This is a genomic window from Clostridium sp. B9, from assembly GCF_050509515.1.
Classification (GTDB): domain Bacteria; phylum Bacillota; class Clostridia; order Clostridiales; family Clostridiaceae; genus Sarcina.
Genome location: NZ_JBNWKA010000003.1, coordinates 2,630,524 through 2,649,886, shown reverse-complemented (window position 1 = coordinate 2,649,886; position 19,363 = coordinate 2,630,524). Strand labels below are relative to the sequence as shown.

Annotated in this window: 15 protein-coding genes; 13 read left to right on the top strand and 2 right to left on the bottom strand. The window is 30.2% G+C overall.

The features are described 5' to 3' along the window. Positions 1 to 129 precede the first annotated feature (129 nt). The gene (locus ACQZHJ_RS11575; RefSeq protein WP_430485712.1) at positions 130 to 462 is read left to right on the top strand and encodes a hypothetical protein; all 333 of its coding nucleotides are present in this window, start codon (positions 130 to 132) and stop codon (positions 460 to 462) included. 46 nt (positions 463 to 508) lie between these two features. On the opposite strand, the gene ACQZHJ_RS11570 is transcribed toward ACQZHJ_RS11575, so the two are convergent. Then, positions 509 to 1,024, bottom strand: coding sequence for a rhodanese-like domain-containing protein (locus ACQZHJ_RS11570; RefSeq protein WP_430485711.1), 516 nt, complete (start codon positions 1,022 to 1,024; stop codon positions 509 to 511). A 227-nt stretch (positions 1,025 to 1,251) separates the two neighbouring features. Between ACQZHJ_RS11570 and ACQZHJ_RS11565 the strand changes: the two genes are divergently transcribed. The 3 genes from ACQZHJ_RS11565 to ACQZHJ_RS11555 all read left to right on the top strand — a co-directional run bounded on the left by ACQZHJ_RS11565 (position 1,252) and on the right by ACQZHJ_RS11555 (position 4,425). Then, positions 1,252 to 1,809 carry an ECF-type riboflavin transporter substrate-binding protein gene (locus ACQZHJ_RS11565; protein WP_430485710.1) on the top strand — a complete coding sequence of 186 codons (558 nt, stop codon included), beginning with the start codon at positions 1,252 to 1,254 and terminating at the stop codon, positions 1,807 to 1,809. Between the two features lie 82 nt (positions 1,810 to 1,891). Next, positions 1,892 to 3,598 (top strand): ABC transporter ATP-binding protein, encoded by a 1,707-nt coding sequence (locus tag ACQZHJ_RS11560; protein ID WP_430485709.1) that lies wholly within the window; start codon positions 1,892 to 1,894, stop codon positions 3,596 to 3,598. Further along, entirely contained in the window at positions 3,598 to 4,425 is an 828-nt protein-coding gene (locus tag ACQZHJ_RS11555) for an energy-coupling factor transporter transmembrane component T family protein (RefSeq protein WP_430485708.1), read from the top strand. Before ACQZHJ_RS11560 ends, ACQZHJ_RS11555 begins: the two co-directional genes overlap by 1 nt. A 63-nt stretch (positions 4,426 to 4,488) precedes the next feature. Here ACQZHJ_RS11555 and ACQZHJ_RS11550 read toward each other — a convergent pair whose 3' ends face one another. Then, complete coding sequence (locus tag ACQZHJ_RS11550; RefSeq protein ID WP_430485707.1) at positions 4,489 to 5,859, bottom strand: sigma-54 interaction domain-containing protein; 1,371 nt, start codon at positions 5,857 to 5,859, stop codon at positions 4,489 to 4,491. Between the two features lie 428 nt (positions 5,860 to 6,287). Between ACQZHJ_RS11550 and ACQZHJ_RS11545 the strand changes: the two genes are divergently transcribed. The 9 genes from ACQZHJ_RS11545 (at position 6,288) to ACQZHJ_RS11505 (ending at position 19,250) form a co-directional block, all read left to right on the top strand. Continuing rightward, positions 6,288 to 7,298 (top strand): DMT family transporter, encoded by a 1,011-nt coding sequence (locus ACQZHJ_RS11545; RefSeq protein WP_430485706.1) that lies wholly within the window; start codon positions 6,288 to 6,290, stop codon positions 7,296 to 7,298. Between the two features lie 162 nt (positions 7,299 to 7,460). Then, positions 7,461 to 10,073, top strand: coding sequence for an FAD-dependent oxidoreductase (locus tag ACQZHJ_RS11540; RefSeq protein ID WP_430485705.1), 2,613 nt, complete (start codon positions 7,461 to 7,463; stop codon positions 10,071 to 10,073). A 235-nt stretch (positions 10,074 to 10,308) separates the two neighbouring features. Continuing rightward, positions 10,309 to 11,169 (top strand): DegV family protein, encoded by an 861-nt coding sequence (locus ACQZHJ_RS11535; RefSeq protein ID WP_430485704.1) that lies wholly within the window; start codon positions 10,309 to 10,311, stop codon positions 11,167 to 11,169. 185 nt (positions 11,170 to 11,354) lie between these two features. Beyond that, on the top strand, positions 11,355 to 12,176 hold the full coding sequence (locus tag ACQZHJ_RS11530; RefSeq protein WP_430485703.1) for an alpha/beta hydrolase: 822 nt from the start codon (positions 11,355 to 11,357) through the stop codon (positions 12,174 to 12,176). Positions 12,177 to 12,775: 599 nt separating this feature from the next. Continuing rightward, complete coding sequence (locus tag ACQZHJ_RS11525; RefSeq protein ID WP_430485702.1) at positions 12,776 to 13,885, top strand: BMP family ABC transporter substrate-binding protein; 1,110 nt, start codon at positions 12,776 to 12,778, stop codon at positions 13,883 to 13,885. Positions 13,886 to 14,061: 176 nt separating this feature from the next. Then, the gene (locus ACQZHJ_RS11520; RefSeq protein WP_430485701.1) at positions 14,062 to 15,597 is read left to right on the top strand and encodes an ABC transporter ATP-binding protein; all 1,536 of its coding nucleotides are present in this window, start codon (positions 14,062 to 14,064) and stop codon (positions 15,595 to 15,597) included. After that, positions 15,587 to 16,681, top strand: coding sequence for an ABC transporter permease (locus ACQZHJ_RS11515; protein WP_430485700.1), 1,095 nt, complete (start codon positions 15,587 to 15,589; stop codon positions 16,679 to 16,681). Before ACQZHJ_RS11520 ends, ACQZHJ_RS11515 begins: the two co-directional genes overlap by 11 nt. Beyond that, entirely contained in the window at positions 16,681 to 17,634 is a 954-nt protein-coding gene (locus tag ACQZHJ_RS11510) for an ABC transporter permease (protein ID WP_430485699.1), read from the top strand. The genes ACQZHJ_RS11515 and ACQZHJ_RS11510 overlap by 1 nt, the downstream gene beginning before the upstream one ends. 506 nt (positions 17,635 to 18,140) lie before the next feature. Further along, positions 18,141 to 19,250: a BMP family ABC transporter substrate-binding protein gene (locus ACQZHJ_RS11505; protein ID WP_430485698.1), complete on the top strand. Its 1,110-nt coding sequence runs from the start codon at positions 18,141 to 18,143 to the stop codon at positions 19,248 to 19,250. Positions 19,251 to 19,363 lie beyond the last annotated feature (113 nt).

The window sequence follows — 19,363 nt, the reverse complement described above, 5'->3', positions numbered from 1 at the left end:
ATTCAAAATATTCTAAGTGTGGTCTAATTTATTTTATATTGTAACAAATTTAGAACTTAATAATATATTAAATGTAGAGACTTAGAAGTAATAAAAAGTCAAAATTAATAGATAAAAGGAGAAAAAATAGTGAGTAGAATAGATAAAGTATTAAATATTTGTGAGAAGAGTTTGGAGTATAGAGATTATCATGAGTATATACTAGGCATAATAAAAAAATGTACAGAAAGTAAATTGGACAATTATGATGAATGCAAAGATAGATATTTTGAGAAGGATAGAAAATTGGTTAACATAAATTATCTTTTAGAACAAAAGAAATTAGATTTTTTATGGAAAATGAATAGAATATTTCAAGGATTAGAAGAAGAAGAGCTAAAATTCATAAGAAAGAATGCTGAAATGTATGAATTAAAAAGGCTTGCCAATTTTGTTATAAAAGAAAAAATAAATGAGAATTAATGCATTGAAATACTAAATAAAGTATTTCAATGCATTAAATTTTATATTATTTTATTATTTCTCCATCCCAAGCAGAAATACCATCTTTCATATGAACTAAGTTAGTAAATCCGTTTTCTTTAAGAATATTCATAGCATCGCCACTTCTGTTTCCACTTTTACAGTAAACTAAAACTAACTGATCTTTAAACTTTTCTATATCAGCCAAGTTATCTTTAAGATCCTCAACAGCTATTTGGATAGAATTTTCTAAATGTCCTTCATTATATTCTTTTTCAGTTCTAACATCTAGTATTAGTGTAACTTCTCCATCAGCGATAAGTTTTTTTGCTTCCTCAATACTAATATCCTTTGCTACTGGTTCTGCAGGTGTATCATTTGTAGCTTCTTCGGAAGTTTTCTCACTACTTTCTTCACCAGATGTAGCTTCATCGGAATTTCCTTCTTGAGATGTTGATGGTTTGCTTGAATCATCAGTTGATGAAGAAGTGCTGCTACCACAACCTATAAATAAACTAGTTGATAAAGTTAAACTTAATAATAATAATGTTATTTTCTTCATAGTATCCTCTCCTAACTTCAATATATATAAAATTTATCATATTATTACAATATAAGGTAATTAAATTATTGTGAACTTTCAAAAGGAAATTCTTAGGCTGTTGACAATTAGTTTAATAGTCTTTATAGTTAACTATGTGAAATTATGTTTATACACTTGATTAAAGGAGAGTTTAATCAAGTAATTTAAATATCTAAAGATAGATTTTTCTAAGATGGAGATGAACAATGAGAAGAAACAAACTATCAATTAAAACAATCGTAGCTATAGGAATTGGTGCTGCAGTTTTTATGATATTAGGGAGATTTGGTTCATTACCTACAGGTATACCAAATACTAATATAGAAACTGCATATGCATTTTTAGCATTAATGGCACTTTTATATGGACCTTTAGCAGGATTTTTAATAGGGTTCATAGGACATGCATTAAAGGATATTGTATTTTTTGGCTCACCTTGGATAAGCTGGGTATTTGCTTCGGGGGTAGTAGGGTTAATAATCGGTTCAGGTGCTAGATTGATAAAGATAGATCAAGGAGTTTTCAAGTTAAAACAGATAGTTATGTTTAACTTGATACAAATAATAGCTAATGCTGTAGCTTGGTTTTTCATAGCGCCAACTTTAGATATATTAATTTATTCAGAACCTGCAAATAAGGTTTACTTACAAGGGGCAATAGGTGGAATTTCTAATATGGTTACTGTTGGAGTTTTAGGAACTATTTTAATATCTAATTATGCTAAAACAAGAATACAAAAAGGTAGCTTAAGAAAAGAATATTAGGAGTACATGAGGTTGTCAGAAATGTGATTTTCAGGCAACCTTTAATTTGGTCCTATTGATTAATTTGTATAAGGAGATTGATATGGAAAGAAAAGCAATAATAGAGTTTAAAGATTTTACTGCGCATTATACGGTTCAATCAAAACCAACTTTAAATAACATAAATTTAACTATATATGAGGGAGAAAAAGTTTTAATTGTAGGGCCATCAGGTTCTGGTAAGAGTACGTTGGCCAATTGTATAAATGGTTTGATTCCTTTTTCTACTGATATCGAAATAAGTGGAAGCTTAAGGATTATGGGGAAGGAAACTAAAGACTTAAGTGTTTTTGAAATATCAAAAATGGTTGGAACTGTGCTTCAAGATCCAGATAGTCAATTTATAGGATTAACAGTTGCAGAGGATATAGCCTTTAAATTAGAGAATAACTGTATATCTCAAGAGGAGATGATTAAAAAAGTTGAGATGGTTTCAAAGGTTGTTGGAATATCAGATAGATTAGAAATAGCGCCATATAGCCTTTCAGGAGGACAAAAGCAAAGAGTAACTCTTGCTGGGACTATAGTTGATGATGTTCAAATCCTTCTTTTTGATGAACCTTTAGCTAGCTTAGACCCTGCTGCAGGAAAAGCATCAATAGAGCTTATAGATAGAATACAAAAAGAAGAAAACAAAACTGTAATAATAATAGAACATAGATTAGAAGAAGTTTTAAATTCGGATGTAGATAGAATAATACTTATGAATGAAGGAGAGATTATTGCAGATACAACTCCAAATGAAATTTTAGCTTCTAATAAATTAAAGGAATGTGGAATAAGAGAACCTCTTTACATAACTGCTCTTAAATATGCTGGATATGATTTGGATAAAAATATGGAATTAGAGCATATAAATAAGTTAACGCTTAAAGATAATGGAGATAAATTAAAAGAGTGGTACGGAAAAATAAATAGTGCTTCAGTAGAAAAAGCTAAAGATACTTTATTAGAGTTTAAAAATGTTTCATTCTCTTATGATAAAAAAAGAGATATATTAAAGGATATAAACTTTGAAGTAAATAGAGGAGATATTATAAGTATAGTAGGAAGAAATGGAGCTGGGAAATCTACTATTTCAAAACTTATATGTGGATTCTTTAAAGAAACAAAAGGTGACATAATATTTGATGGAAAAACTTTAAGTGGTAAAACAATTAAAGAAAGAGGGGAAGAAATAGGAGTAGTCCTTCAAAATCCAAATCAAATGATATCAAAGACAATGATATTTGATGAAGTTGCTTTAGGTTTAAGAGTTAGAGGCATGAAGGAAGAAGAAGTCAAGGAGAGAGTTGTTGAAACTTTAAGGATATGTGGATTATATCCATATAGAAATTGGCCAATATCTGCTTTGAGTTTTGGACAGAAGAAGAGAGTAACAATAGCTTCAATATTAGCTTTAGATCCTAAGATGATAATATTAGATGAGCCCACAGCTGGACAAGATTATAGACACTATAATGAAATAATGGAGTTTTTACTTGAACTTAACAAAAGAGGAGTAACTATAATTCTTATAACTCATGATATGCATTTAATGCTTGAGTATACAGATAAGGCTATAGTAATTTCAGAAGGGCAAAAAATAGCAGATACAACTTCAGCTGAAATTCTTACAGACAAAGAAGTTATTGAAAAGGCTAGTTTAAAGGAAACCTCTCTATATGAATTAGCATTAAAGGTTGGAATAGAAAATCCTAAGGACTTTGTTCATAAATTTATAGACTTTGATAGGGAGGTAAGAAAATAGTGGATGCAATGCTTACATATATAAAGAAAAATTCTCCTATTGATAGATTAACAGGGGCAACAAAGCTTATCTGCTTCATACTTTGGACATTAGCAGCAATGCTTACATATGATACAAGAGTATTAATAGGAATGCTTATCTTCAGCTTAATAATATTTAAGGTATCAAAGATTGAATTTAAAGAAGTAGCATTTATAGTTTATTTTATATTATTTTTCTTATTATTAAACGACTTAGCAATATTTGTTTTTTCACCTTATGAAGGGGTAAATATATATGGAACAAGACACGATATATTCCATATTGTAGGGCCATATACTTTAACTTGGGAACAATTATTCTATGAGTTCAATGTTACTCTTAAATATTTATCAGTAATACCTATGGCATTATTATTTATACTTGCTACAAATCCAAGTGAATTTGCAGCATCATTAAATAAAATAGGTATTAGCTATAAAATATCATACTCTGTTTCTATTGCTCTAAGATATATACCTGATATACAAAGAGAGTATCATGATATATCATTTGCACAACAGGCTAGAGGAATAGATATGTCTAAGAAGGAGAAACTTGGAAGAAGAATAAAGAACATGTCTTCAATATTAATGCCGCTTATATTCTCAAGCTTAGATAGAATAGAAAACATAAGTACGGCAATGGAACTTAGAGCATTTGGGAAGAATAAGAAAAGAACTTGGTATAATGCAAGGAAATTTACTAAAGGTGATTACTTAGCGATAATTGTTGTTGCTATAATATTAGGAATTTCATTATGGTTTAATCATAAAAATGGAAGTAGATTCTATAATCCATTTATATAAATTGAATTGATAGAAAATTATTATAAGATAGATATAATAAAAAAAGAGCCGTATGGCTCTTTTTTAGTTTTTAATTCCGTATCTTTTCATTTTATTATATAAAGCATTTCTACTTATGCCTAATGTGCTAGCAGCCCTTGTTACATTACCTTCAAATAAGAATAATGCCTTCTCAATCTCTTCTTTTTCAAGTACAACTAAAGGTTTAACTACATATTTATTTGAATCATTTGAAGTTTCCTCAGATATGTTTGCTATGCTAGCTTCTATTGGATTACCTAAATTATCAGTTTTTAAACAATGGCACTCATCAAAATTTATTTCATATGATGTAGTTCCATTTAAATTAACTATGTTTTCAACACAATTTTCTAACTCACGTATATTGCCAGGCCAACAGTATGAAAGCATTTTTTTATATAACCTTTGTCCTATATTAGGTATAGGTTTATTAAGTTTTTTACTTTTTATATTTAAGAAATAATCTATTAATATAGGAACATCTCCAATTCTATCCTTTAAAGGTGGAAGATGAAGTGGAATTACATTAAGTCTATAATATAAGTCTTCTCTGAATGTTCCTTTCTTTATTTCTTCTTTTAAGTTTTTATTAGTAGCAGCTATAACTCTAACATTTACAGGAATTTGAGTTTTTCCACCTATTCTTGTTATAACCCCTTCTTGTAAAACTCTAAGAAGAGTTACTTGCATTTCAATAGGCATTTCGCCTATTTCATCTAAAAAGATTGTACCGCCATCAGCTAATTCAAATTTACCAGGCTTTCCACCTTTCTTAGATCCTGTAAATGAGCCTTCTTCATATCCAAAAAGTTCACTTTCAATTAGATTTTTAGGTAATGCACCGCAGTTTAAGGCCACAAAAGGACCTTCTGATACATCACTAGCATTATGTATTGATTGCGCTAAAAGCTCTTTACCACAACCGCTTTCACCTGTTATTAAAACTGTGGATGGGCTTTTGGAGATAAGCTCAGCTTCTTTTAATACTTTTTTTAGTTGAGAACTTTCACCAATAATATCATTGAAGGTACATACTGCATCTGTGTTAGAATATTTATTTACCACATTTATTATTTCTCTTATATCTTTGATTAGTATAATCCATCCCTCAAATATACCATCTCTATCTAGTGGGTAAATGTCTATGTTAAATTTATTTTCATCTTTTGAAATAATTAATTTATCTTTCTGTTCTTTTTTTTCTGATGAATAATCATCAATATAATCTTCTAATTTGGGAAATAATGAAAATATATTAATTTCTTCATTATATAAATTTTTAGGTGAGATTAAATTTTTTGCTTTTTCATTTATAAAAGAAAGCTTTTTTTTAGAAGATATAAAAAGAATTCCAACGGGGATTCTATTAGTTATATCTTCAATTAACGATAATTGTTTGATATTTTTATCCATTTTCTCCTCCTCATCAAATTGTTATTAATAAGTATGCTCAAAATTAAATATATATAAAATAAAATTCGACAAAATCAAATTAAAATTTACAAAAACCTATTGAATTAATTTTAACATAATTAATTAGTAATATAAAATTAAATATTAATTGATAAAAATATGGCAATTAATATAGTAAATGGAATATGGATAGGTGTTAAAAAAAATTACAGTGCTCAAAAAGATTACACAAAAATGATAATAAAAGTGACTTATGTGTACAGTAAGTTGATTTTTAATAAATAAAAATTTAACAAACTCAATGTTTAGAAGAAAAATGTTGATTTTGGCATGAAAATTGCTATAATAAATACTGCGGTTAAAAATTTAAAAAGATTTTGAAAATTTAAAAAAATGAAATTTCTATCAGATAAGAAAGGAATGTAATTATGGAAGTAAACAAAGGAAAATTTCAAAAAGGTCTTATGTTTGGTATTTTAGTTGGTCTTGCTTGGGGACTTGACGGAGTATTAATGGGAAGAGTAGGAATGGATAAAATATTCACAGATAAAACTTTTGCTTTAGCACAAGGTGTTTCAGCTACAAGTTTTGAATTCTCACCATTAGTAACTGCATTCTTCCACGAAAGTTTCTGTTTCGTGTGGGTTGCATTAGTATTATTATTTAGTAAACAACTTAAGCATGTTTTCTATTTATTATTTAAAACTAAAAAAGGTAAAGCAGCAGCTATTGCAGCTTTAGTTGGTTCACCTATCGGTATGAGTGCTTACTTATTAGGAATTAAATATGCTACAGCACCATATGCATCAAGTATTTCAGTTATCTACCCTGGAGTAGGAGCAATATTATCATATTTCATACTTAAAGAAAAATTATCAATAAGAGCAGTAGTTGGTATAGCAATCAGTTTATTAGGTTCATTCATGTTAGGATTCAATCCATCAGGTAATGTTCCACCAACATTCTTTAAAGGTATATTATTTGCAGTAGTAGCTGTATTTGGATGGGCTTTAGAAGGTGTTATAATAGGATTCGCTATGAAGCATATAAAAGGTGAAGATCATATACAAGCATCACCTCAACAGTTCTTATGTTTAAGATACTTTATATCAATGGTTTCATATTCAGTAATAGTTTTACCATTAATCGGTGGATATCCACTAGCTGGTCAAATTGTTTCAAGAGGATTAGTATTCCAATATGCTGGAATCGCTATATTAGGAGCTATAACATACCTTTCATGGTATAAAGCTGTTGATTTAATAGGAGCAGCAATGGGTACTGCATTAAATAGTACAGCTGCATTATGGACAATAATCTTCAGTGCAGTATTATTTGGAGATAAAATAACTCCATCATTAGCAATATGGGGAATAGTAATAGTTTTAGGTGTATTCATATTCGCAATAGACCCAAAATCATTTAAGAAGAAAGCTTAATTTAAAAAGCGCAAATAAACACAATAATTAATTTGCAATCAAAAAGGTGTAGAAGTTTAGTTTATATTAAAATTCTACACCTTTGATTAATATAGAGAGATTGAAAAAAATTTAACAATGCATCATAGGATGAAAGTTAGTACGATATTAGGAGGAATGGCAATGTTAAAAAAAGAAATCGTAGCTAATATGGAAAAGATAGTTGAGAATTGTATGGGTGAAGAGACTGCAGCTTGTGTTGCAACTTGTCCTATGCATACTGACGTTAAAGAATACGTTAGATTGATAAAAGAAGAAAAAGGCGAAGATGCCATAAAAGTTATAAGAGAAAAATTATTTATACCAGGTACATTAGGAAGAATATGTGCACATCCATGTGAAAAACAATGTAAATGGAATGAAGGAAAAAGTCCAATGGCAATAGCTTCATTAAAAAGATATGCAGCTGATAATTTCGATAAAGAAGAAGATTGGGATCTTTCAGTAAAAGAAAGCAATGGTAAAAAAGTAGCTGTTATAGGTGCTGGTCCTTCAGGATTACAAGCAGCTCTAGATTTAAGAAGAGAAGGATGCGAAGTTACTGTGTTCGAAAAACTACCAGTTAGAGGTGGTATGATGGCAGTAGGTATCCCAGCTTACAGATTACCAAGAAAAGGCTTAGAAAAAGAAATAAGCTACTTAGATAAATTAGGTGTTAATTTTGAGTTAAACTGTGAAATTGGAAAAGATAAAGCATTCAATGATATAGTTAATGATTTTGATAGCGTAGTTGTTGCTGTAGGTAAGCATCAAGGAAGAGTAGATAGAAGTTTAGAAAATTCAGATGCTGAGGGAGTATTCAGTGCAGCTGGTTACTTAAAAGAAGCAGCTTTAACAGGAAATGTTGAGAAAGCTGGTAAAGTAGTATTGGTTGTAGGTGGCGGAGACGTTGCTATGGACTGTGCTAGAACTTCATTAAGAGTAGATGGTGTTGAGAAAGTTTACTCAATATGCTTAGAAGATAGCTTTGACAACATGGCATCATCAAATCATGAAATAGAGGGAGCTATAGCAGAGGGAATCAAATTCAATCATGCACAAGCTATAAAGAAAATACATGTAGATGAAAATGGTAGAGTTTCAGGAGTAACATTAAAGCAATGTCTTTCAATGTTTGATGAAAATGGAAGATTTGCTCCAAAATTTGATGATGAAGCTACAAGTGAAATAGAAGTAGATACAATAGTATTTGCTATAGGTCAAGGTGTTGAAGGAGAATTTGCTAAAGATATCTTAACTCAAAGACCAAATACTACTTTTGAGTGTGATAAAGAAACTTTACAGTCAGCTTCAAACGAAAAAGTATTCTTAGCAGGAGATGCTTCAGGAGAATCAGTTATAGTTATACAAGCTATGGCAACTGGTAGAAGAGCAGCTCAATCTGTTATAAGATTCCTAAATGGAGAAAGCTTAACAGAAGGAAGAGAGTTAAAGGATACTTGGACTTATGAAACTAAGTTACAAATGCCAACTGACTGGTCAACAATAACTGGTAAAAGAGAAGATATGGAAGAATTAGATCCAGCTGAAAGAATCAAGTCATTTGATGAGGTAGCTTTAGGATATACTAAAGAAGAAGCTGAAAGAGAAGCAGATAGATGTAGACAATGTCAATGTAAGCTTTGTATGAAAGAATGTATAATGCTTAATGACTATACTGACTGTCCAAAAGCTTTATTTAGAGAATACTTAGAAAAAGGATATGAAAATATGGATGATATGATAGCATATTCATGCAATGAATGTAATCAGTGTACATTAAAATGTCCTAAAGAATTAGATTTAAAAGTTAACTTTAGAGCTATGAAAGAAGCATTTGCTGAGGAGAATGGTGGAATAATTCCTTTAGAATCATTAAAAGCAAGTGATGCTACTCAAGAAAAAGAATGTTCAGAAGAATTCTGTACAACAGTTGAGGCAACTCCAGTTGAGGAAGTGAAAGAAGAGAAAAAAGCTAAGAAGAAGACTAAATATGTATTTGTACCAGGATGTACAGTACCAGCTTACACTCCAGGTGGAGTAGAAAGTGTATTAAGACACTTAAAAGATTCTCTAGGAGAAGAAAATGTTGGTGCATTACTTCAATGTTGTGGTAAGGTAACTTACTTAATCGGAGAAGAAGAAAGATATGAAGAAAGAAATAAAAAAGCTGTAGACATATTAGATGAAATGGGAGCAGAAGTTATAATAACTGTTTGTCCATCATGTTACAAAGTATTTAATGAAACAGCTAAAAACCAAAGAGTTATAGCTTATTGGGATTTAATGAAAGATTTAATAGGAATTCCGGCAGAAGCTAAGGGAATTGGAGAAGGATCAGATGTTATATTCAACATTCATGATTCATGTGTAACTAGAGATGTAACTTCACATCATGAAAGTGTAAGATGGATCTTAGATCAATTAGGATACAACTGGGAAGAAGTTGAAAGAAATGGTAAAAACACTAGATGTTGTGGTGTTGGTGGAATGGTATGTAGCTCAAATCCAGAGTTATACGAAAGAGTATACACTAGAAGAGCTAATGATTTTAACCAAGATAATATAGTAACTTACTGTGGTTCATGTAGAGGAACTATGCAAGCTGCTGGTAAAGATGCAGTTCACATATTAGATCTTATGTTTGGACCAAAATATACTAAGGATCAAGCAAAGCCAAGAGGATACAAATCAGAAGAAGAAATGTGGGCTAACAGATTAGAAACTAAAGAAAGATTAAACAAATTCAAAAAATAGTTTTTAATTAGTATTAAATATAAAAAATGACCTATGGATTTATCTGTAGGTCATTTTTTATTATAGAATATTAAATAGTTAACATTAGATAAAAATAAAATCTTGTTTATTAATAAATTATAAATAATATTAAAAGTCCTACTTACTTTATTCAAGGGAAGATATAAAGGTGTTATAGTATTATGTAAAAGAAAATTAAATAGTAGTATCTTATGAAAGAAGGGAAATATATAATATGGAGAAAATTGCTTTAATAACTGATACAGGTGGGGATTTAAGCATAAGGGAGCTTGAAGAAAATAATATATTTCTAACACCGTTTATAATTAGATATGGGGAAAAAGAGTTTAAGGATGTTTTAGAAATATCGCCTAAAGAGATATATGATAGGTTACATGAAGAAGTACCAACTAGTTCATTACCAGACTTAGGAGAAGTAACAGATCTATTTAATAGCTTAGTTAAGAAGGGATATACACATGCTATAATAGTTACTATTTCAAGTGGTCTTTCAGGAACTTTTAATTCTTTAAGATTATTATGTGAAGATTTTGAGGGGTTGGAATGTTTTGTATATGATAGTAGAGGGTTAACTGTTATAGAGGGACAACTTGTTCTTAAAATATCTGAGATGATTAGAATTGGACAATCATTCAGTGAAATAGTTAATGAAATACCTAAAATAAGAGAAAGTATGCACGGTTATTTTACAATTGATACATTAGAATATCTTCAAAGAGGTGGAAGAATAGGGAAAATAGCAGGATCATTAGGTAGCATATTACAGATAAAACCTATAGCATCTGTAAATGATGAAGGTGTTTTATATACTCATTCAAAGGTAAGAGGTAAGAAAAAGGCTATTAATAAAATGACTAAATATCTAGAAGAAGTTTTATCAGAATATAGATGTAATGTTTGGGTTTTAGAAGGTGGAGCAGAAAATGAGGCTTTAGAATACCTTGAAACTTTAAAGAGGAATAATTACGATAATGTTGAAAAATTTAGTTTTGGTCATTTGGGACCTATATTTGGAATGCATACTGGTCCAGGATTAGTAGCAGTTGTATATGAAAAAATAGAAAAAATAAAATAGAATTTGTTGATAGAGAGAATGTTTTAATAAATAGACATTCTCTTATTTTACGTTTACAAAGATTTTATATTATAATATTGATTAAAATATTAATAATTTTTGAATAAACCATTGAAATTGTTAATATTTATAGGTATAGTGATAAGGAGTACCTTTAGGAATATTCAAAATTAAGGAGAGCATAAATGTATGAATGTAAGAAAGAAGAAAATAAACTAAAAAAAGAGCTTTTTATAGAATTTATAAAATATAATTTTCTAAAAGATAGAAATATAGATTATAAAGAGTTTAAATATGGAGATGATAAACGAGCTTTTTATAGAGTTTATAAAGGGTATGATAAGAGAAAACCAACCATATTCTTCATACATAGTAGTGGATTTTGGAAAGGTAGCCCAAAAGGATGTGCAGCTATAGGTAAATTCTTTTATAAATATGGATTTAATATAGTTATTCCTTCTTATGAACTAGCACCAGAACATAAATATCCAGTACAAATTGAAAATATATTTTCAGCATTTAAGCACTATGTAGATAGTAATAAACCACAAAAGATAGTTGTTATGGCTTATTCTGCAGGAGCAGAGTTAGCAGCAAATTTAGTTTATAATGAAGAAATGAGAAGTAAGTTTAATATAGATAATAATATTATTTGTTCACTGATAACTTTAGCTGGAACCTTAGATTTTAGTCTTTGTGAGTCTAAAGAATATGATAGCTATATTAATAGGTATCTTTATGGAAAAGAACAAATATTTGATGTAAACCCTATAAACTTAGTAAAAGAGGATTCTCCTAAAATTCCTGTTTTATGTATACATGGAAATAAGGATTGTATTGTTAATATTGAAAATTCAAAAAGATTTATTGAAAAAATAAATAGATTAGAAGGTGAGGGAAAACTTTTAGAAATAGAAGGAGTTCATCATTCAGATATACAAAGGTTATTTATTGGATTAGGTACTGAAAAAACAGGTGAAGTAATGAGATTTATAAATGGATATTAATTAGATTAGAAATCACAGCAATTAATTGTTGTGATTTTTTTGTTTTAAAATAAAATTTAATGTTAAATGATAAAAATAATTTTAGGGAAAAAGGAATATTAAATAAGAAAAATAAGTATACATTACTGTATAGAAAATAAGTTTGAATTTAAGAGAAACACATGTATAATCATGTGTTTTGTTTATGAAGTCTAATAATATGAAAGCGCTTTCTCGTCGCAAAAAACAATAATGAACAAGTTAAAAATAAATAATGTATAAAAAATTAACTAAATTATATCGATAAAAGAAAATAACGATGAAAATATAATAAAAAGTATGAAATACATAAATTGTAATTAGAAAATGATTTTCTGTATTCTAAATATAGTCGAATTTTTAGAAAAAGTGAGAATAAAATATTAAAATGTTGAAAACATATAGAAGGGCATCGCTTTCACAGTTTAATATAATCATTGTAAAGTCGAACGACGAACGATGAGTTTAAAATAGCTTATGAATATTAGCTTATTTTACAATTTATTATTAACTTAAATAGAGAAGTTAATATGTAGGCTTTTAAATAAGAATTATTTTAAAGTATTAAGGAGGATTATTAAATGAAAAAGAAATTTCTTTCTGCTGTTTTAGCAGTACTTACAACAGCTACTTTACTTGCAGGTTGCGGTGGTTCAGGAGAGGGACAAACAACTGGTGGTGGATCAGATTCTAAACCAGGAATGAAGATTGGAATGGTTACTGATGCAGGAACTATAGATGACAAATCATTCAATCAAGGAACTTGGACAGGTATTGAAAAGGCTAAAGAAGATTTAGGAATTGAAAATAAGTATTTAAAACCAAATGGAACAACTGAGGCAGATTACTTAAAAGAAATAGGAAATCTTTACGATGCAGGATTTAAATTTATCGTAACTCCAGGATTTAAGTTTGAAACTGCTATATATAAAGGACAAACTAAATATGAAGATGCTAAATTTGTATTATTAGATGGTGCTCCACACTCAGGACAAGAAGGAGCTAAACCAGAGGTTGCAGATAATACTGTATCAATATTCTTCGCTGAAGAGCAAGCAGGATTTATGGCTGGTGTAGCTACTGCACTTGAATTAAAAGAAGGAGCTTTAGGATTTATCGGCGGTATGAAAATACCACCAGTTCAAAAGTTTAACTGGGGATTCCAACAGGGTGTTGCTTATGCTAATGAGAAATTAGGAACTAAGATGACATTAGAAGCTGATAATGTTATATATCAAGGAACATTCGATGATTCAGCAGCTGGTGGACAAATAGCAGCTCAAATGTATGACAATGGAGTAAAAGCTATATTCTGTGCAGCTGGTGGAGTTGGAGTTGGAGCTATTCAAGAAGCTAAAAACAGAACTTCTTCAGGAGAGCAAGCTTGGATAATTGGGGTTGACGTTGACCAATATGAAGATGGTATCTACGAAGGCGATAAGTCAGTAATACTTACTTCAGCTATAAAGAGAATTGACCATGCTTCATATGACATGATTAAGAAAGAGCTAGATGGTGAATTCCCAGGTGGACAAACATTAACTTACGATGCATCAAACAATGGTGTTGGTTTACCAGATGAAAATCCAAACTTAAGTGAAGAGACTATGACTGAAGTAAATAAAGTTTTCGAGCAATTAAAAAATGGAGAAATTAAGGTTTCTGCTGAGCAAGGTGAATTAATAGAGTAATTTAAAATTCAAGGAAGTTTTTATTAAGGAGATGGGGCTTCCCTCTCCTTTTAATTATATAAAAATTAGTTTGTAAGCAATAAAAAGTGGGTTGTTATATAGAAAAAAAGTATTTTGTTTTGCAAAAAGCAATGTGATAAAGTATAGAATTTTATAAAGTATTAAGGAGGTAACTTATGGAATATGTAGTAGAGATGCTTAATATTCGCAAAGAGTTTCCTGGGATAGTAGCAAATGATAATATAACTTTGCAACTAAGAAAAGGAGAAATACATGCTCTTCTAGGGGAAAATGGAGCAGGTAAATCAACTTTAATGGGAATTCTTTTTGGAATGAATCAGCCAGATAAAGGAAGCATAAGAGTTAAGGGGAAAGAGGTTAAGATAAATAATCCAAACGTAGCAAATGATTTAGGAATAGGTATGGTTCACCAACATTTTAAACTTGTAGAAAACTTTACAGTTACACAAAACATAGTATTAGGATGTGAGCCTAAAATTCTTTTTGGACTAGGGATGGACTTGAAAAAAGCGGCTAAGAAGATAGAAAATCTTTCTAAACAGTATGGATTAAATGTTGATCCTTATGCAAAGATTGAGGATATATCTGTAGGTATGCAGCAGAGAGTTGAGATATTAAAAATGCTTTATAGGGATGCAGATGTTTTAATATTAGATGAACCTACAGCTGTATTGACTCCTCAAGAGATTGAAGAGCTTATAAAAATAATGAAAAACCTTATAAATGAAGGAAAATCAATAATTATAATTACTCATAAATTAAAAGAAATAAAGGCTGCAGCTGATAGATGTACTGTTATAAGAAGAGGAAGATATATTGGTACAGTAGATGTTAAGAATACAAGCGAATCAGAAATGGCTAAAATGATGGTTGGTAGAGAAGTTTCATTTAAAGTTGATAAAAAGCCTGCGAATCCAGGAAATGTAGTTTTAGATGTAAAAAATTTATCAGTTAAAAATAATAAAAAGGTTCTAGGACTAAAGAATTTTTCAGTTCAAGTTAGAGCAGGAGAAATTCTAGGGATTGCTGGAGTAGAAGGTAATGGACAAAGTGAATTGATTGAAGCTATTACTGGATTAAGAAAAGCAGAAAGTGGAACAGTTTTATTTAAAAATAATGATATAACAGGAAATTCTATAAGAAGTAGAATTGATTCTGGTATTGCTCACATACCAGAGGACAGACACAAAAGGGGATTAGTTTTAGACTATTCTTTAGAGGATAACATGGTTTTAGAGGTTTATAATAAGAAACCATTCTCAAATAATGGATTACTAAATAGAAAAGCAATAAGAGAATATGCTGAAAAGATCATTGATGAGTTTGATGTTAGATCAGGGGAGGGAGCATCATCAATATCTAGATCACTATCTGGAGGTAACCAACAAAAAGCTATAATAGGCCGTGAAATAGAGCTTAATCCTGAACTTTTAATAGCTGCTCAGCCTACTAGAGGATTAGATGTTGGTTCAATAGAATATATTCACAAAAGACTTGTAGAACAAAGAGATAGTGGAAAAGGTGTACTTTTAATATCTTTGGAATTAGATGAAATATTAAATGTTTCAGATAGGATTGCAATTATAAATAATGGAGAGCTTATAGGTATTGTTAATGCAGATGAAACTAATGAAAATGAAGTAGGTCTTATGATGGCTGGTGTAAAAGGAGGAATAAAGCATGAAGTTTAAGCAGTGTATTATATCTCTAATGGCTATTATTTTGGGACTTATTGCAGGAGCAATTTTAATGGCTATTATGGGGCATAACCCGGTTGAAGGATATTCTTATCTATTCAGGGGTGGATTAATGAATATGGAGAGAATAGGTAATACCTTAGCTACTGCAACTCCTCTTATATTAACAGGTCTTTCATTAGCCTTTGCTTTTAAGACTGGATTATTCAACATAGGAGCACCAGGTCAATTATTAATGGGTGGATTTTGTGCTGTTGCAATTGGGTTAACTATAGAATTACCAACATTTATATTATTACCTTTAATGATTATTGCAGGTATATTAGGTGGAGCTTTATGGGCACTAATCCCTGGAGCATTAAAAGCTAAGTTTAACGTTCATGAAGTTGTTTCTACAATAATGATGAACTGGATAGCTTATTGGATGATTTATTATTTAGTTCCTATGTATTTCAAAGGAGAATTCTTAGAAACAGAATCAGCACAGTTACCAGCAGGAGCAACTTTAAGAGTACAAGCTCTTACTGATTTATTCCAAGGTTCATTTATAAATATGGGGATAATAATAGCTATAATTTCAGTAATAGCTGTTTGGTTTGTATTAAATAAGACTGTTTTAGGATATGAGCTAAAGGCGGTTGGATTCAATAGAGATGCAGCAGAATATGCTGGTATTTCTGTAAATAGAAATATTATTCTATCAATGATGATAGCTGGTGGATTAGCTGGACTTGCAGGAGTTGTTCAATATACTGGAAATGCTATTAGTATGCAGATAGGGGTTATGCCAACTCAAGGTTTTGATGGAATAGCTGTTGCTTTATTAGGAGCAAGTAATCCAATAGGAGTCTTATTCTCAGCTTTATTCTTTGGTTTATTATACACAGGAAAAGGATTTATGAATGCTATGACAAGTATTCCACCAGAAATAGCGGATACAATAATGGCTACAATAATATACTTTGCTGCTACAAGTGTAATTATGGAAAGAGTTTTCAACAAGATAAAGAAGAGAGAAAAGAAAGTTAAGAAAGATTATGAAGAAAATAAAAAAGATGAAAGGGTGGTGAGCAAATAATGTGGGATATCATTCAACAAATATTTCCGTATGCTATAGGCTTTACTATACCTCTTTTAATCACTGCATTAGGTGCTTTATTTTCTGAAAGAAGTGGAGTTGTAAATATTGGACTTGATGGTCTTATGATAGTAGGATCATTCTCAGGAGCCTTCACTATAGTAAAACTTCAAGAAGCAATGCCAGGAAGCTCACTTCCTTTGTGGATTGGATTAGCAGTTGCTATGTTAGTTGGAGTTTTATTTTCTCTACTACATGCCTTTGCAAGTATAAATTTAAATGCTGATCAGGTTATAAGTGGTACTGCTATCAATATGATAGCTGGAGCTTTAACAGTATTTTTAGCTAGAAACATGACTGGAAGTGGTAATATTAGAATAACTCAAGGGTTCATACCACAAGATATTCCTGTGTTATCATCAATACCTGTTATAGGAGACTTATTCTTTACAAAAACATATGCAACTACTTGGTTAGTAATAGGAATTCTTGTAGTCAGTACTTTCCTTTTATATAAAACAAGTTTTGGATTAAGACTAAGAGCATGTGGAGAACATCCACAAGCAGCCGATGCAGCTGGAATAAATGTTTATAAGATGAGATATATAGGTGTTATGATATCAGGAGCATTTTCATCATTAGGTGGAGCTGTAATTCTTGTAACTTATGGTGGAGAGTTTACAGGAGGCGTTGCTGGATTAGGATTCTTAGCCTTAGCTGCTTTAATTTTTGGACAGTGGAAGCCATGGGGAGTTTTAGGAGCTACATTATTCTTTGGATTTGCTACAACTATAGCAAATGTATCAGGAATAGTACCTTCATTAGCAACTATACCGCCAGTATTACTTAAGATATTCCCATATGTAGTAACTTTACTAGCCTTAATAGTGTTCTCTAAGACATCACAGGCACCGAAGGCTGCAGGTCAACCTTATCAAAAGGACAAGAGATAAGTTTATATATACAGACATTTTTAAAACCAATAGAGCAAATTATAATACTAATTTGCTCCATTGGTTTTTTATTTTAATTAAGATTAAGGAGAGGAATATATTAGCTAAAATTTTTTAGTTATAAACATAAATGTGTTAGCGGTTACTTGTAAAATGAATAAAATTAAAACGAAATTAGATGAATTTTATATAAGCAATTATATTGAAGTAAAAACAATGAGTAATAAATTTGAATAAAATGAAAAATAAGTAAAAAATAAAAAGTGTAAAATTATTGTGAATAACAAATGAAGTAAAAAAGTAAAAAATTATAAAAAATGTATTTAATTTTAAAATATGTATAGTAAGATAGCGATTACAGAGATTAATATAATATTAAACGAACAATTAGCTAAAAAAAGTTTTGGAATATTAGTTTGTAGAACTTTACTTAATTTTAACTAAGTAGTTCGCACGCTAATATTTAGAGACTTAATAAAATTTAAGGTGTTAGGGAGGAAGATCAAATGAAAAAGAAAGTTCTTTCTGCTATATTAGCAGTAATTACAACAGCAACTTTAATTGTTGGATGTGGAGGAAGTACTAGTGAGGGACAAGCATCGAGTGATTCAGGCACTAAGGAAAAATTAAAAGTTGGTATGGTTACTGATTCAGGTACTATCGATGATAAATCTTTTAACCAAGGAACTTGGGAAGGAATTAAAAAGGCTGAGAAAGAGTTGGGCGTAGAAGCTAAATATGTAAAACCAACTGGAGAAACAGAATCAGATTACTTAAAAGAAATTGGAAATCTTTATGATGCAGGATTTAAGTTTATTGTAACTCCAGGATTTAAATTTGAGACCGCTATATATAAAGCACAAACAAAATATCCAGAAGGAAAATTTGTATTATTAGATGGTTCGCCTCATTCAGGAGAAAAAGGTGCTAAAGCAGATGTTGCTAAGAATACGGTTTCAATACATTTCGCAGAGCAACAAGCAGGATTCATGGCGGGAGTTGCAACAGCACTTCAACTTAAAGAAGGAGCTTTAGGATTTATAGGTGGTATGCAAATTCCACCAGTTCAGAAATTTAACTGGGGATTCCAACAAGGAGTAGATTATGCAAACAAAAATTTAGGAACTAAGATGACTATAGATGCTAAAGATGTAGTATATCAAGGATCATTTAATGATTCAGCTGCTGGTGGACAAATAGCAGCTCATATGTTTGATAGCGGAGTAAAAGCTATATTCTGTGCAGCTGGTGGAGTTGGTGTTGGTGCTATTCAAGAGGCAAAAAATAGAACAGCTTCAGGAAAGCAAGCATGGATAATCGGAGTAGATGTTGACCAATATAATGATGGTATTTATGAAGGAGATAAATCTGTAATACTTACTTCAGCTGTTAAGAGAATTGGTAATGCTTCATATGATATGATAAAAGATGATTTAGATGGAAAATTCCCGGGTGGACAAACTCTAATGTATGATGCATCAAATAATGGTGTAGGATTACCTGAAAAAAATCCTAACTTAAGTGAAGAAACTATAAAAAAAGCAAATGAAGTTTATGAAAAATTAAAAAATGGTGATATAAAAGTTTCTGCTGAACAAGGAGATTTAATAAAGTAGTTAAAATAGATATTTTTTATTAAAGGAGGTGGGGCTACCCCCTCCTTTTATTTATCTAAGATAACATACTATTATTAGAAAAATATGGGTTTTTGAATTGTTAAACATAGAGA

What these genes read in the sequence shown, in the direction of transcription:
- ACQZHJ_RS11570 (WP_430485711.1), bottom strand. Translation starts at nt 1,024, where the DNA reads ATGAAGAAAATAACATTATTATTATTAAGTTTAACTTTATCAACTAGT.
- ACQZHJ_RS11530 (WP_430485703.1), top strand. Translation starts at nt 11,355, where the DNA reads ATGTATGAATGTAAGAAAGAAGAAAATAAACTAAAAAAAGAGCTTTTT.
- ACQZHJ_RS11520 (WP_430485701.1), top strand. Translation starts at nt 14,062, where the DNA reads ATGGAATATGTAGTAGAGATGCTTAATATTCGCAAAGAGTTTCCTGGG.
- ACQZHJ_RS11540 (WP_430485705.1), top strand. Translation starts at nt 7,461, where the DNA reads ATGTTAAAAAAAGAAATCGTAGCTAATATGGAAAAGATAGTTGAGAAT.
- ACQZHJ_RS11525 (WP_430485702.1), top strand. Translation starts at nt 12,776, where the DNA reads ATGAAAAAGAAATTTCTTTCTGCTGTTTTAGCAGTACTTACAACAGCT.
- ACQZHJ_RS11505 (WP_430485698.1), top strand. Translation starts at nt 18,141, where the DNA reads ATGAAAAAGAAAGTTCTTTCTGCTATATTAGCAGTAATTACAACAGCA.
- ACQZHJ_RS11560 (WP_430485709.1), top strand. Translation starts at nt 1,892, where the DNA reads ATGGAAAGAAAAGCAATAATAGAGTTTAAAGATTTTACTGCGCATTAT.
- ACQZHJ_RS11515 (WP_430485700.1), top strand. Translation starts at nt 15,587, where the DNA reads ATGAAGTTTAAGCAGTGTATTATATCTCTAATGGCTATTATTTTGGGA.
- ACQZHJ_RS11510 (WP_430485699.1), top strand. Translation starts at nt 16,681, where the DNA reads ATGTGGGATATCATTCAACAAATATTTCCGTATGCTATAGGCTTTACT.
- ACQZHJ_RS11565 (WP_430485710.1), top strand. Translation starts at nt 1,252, where the DNA reads ATGAGAAGAAACAAACTATCAATTAAAACAATCGTAGCTATAGGAATT.
- ACQZHJ_RS11535 (WP_430485704.1), top strand. Translation starts at nt 10,309, where the DNA reads ATGGAGAAAATTGCTTTAATAACTGATACAGGTGGGGATTTAAGCATA.
- ACQZHJ_RS11545 (WP_430485706.1), top strand. Translation starts at nt 6,288, where the DNA reads ATGGAAGTAAACAAAGGAAAATTTCAAAAAGGTCTTATGTTTGGTATT.
- ACQZHJ_RS11550 (WP_430485707.1), bottom strand. Translation starts at nt 5,859, where the DNA reads ATGGATAAAAATATCAAACAATTATCGTTAATTGAAGATATAACTAAT.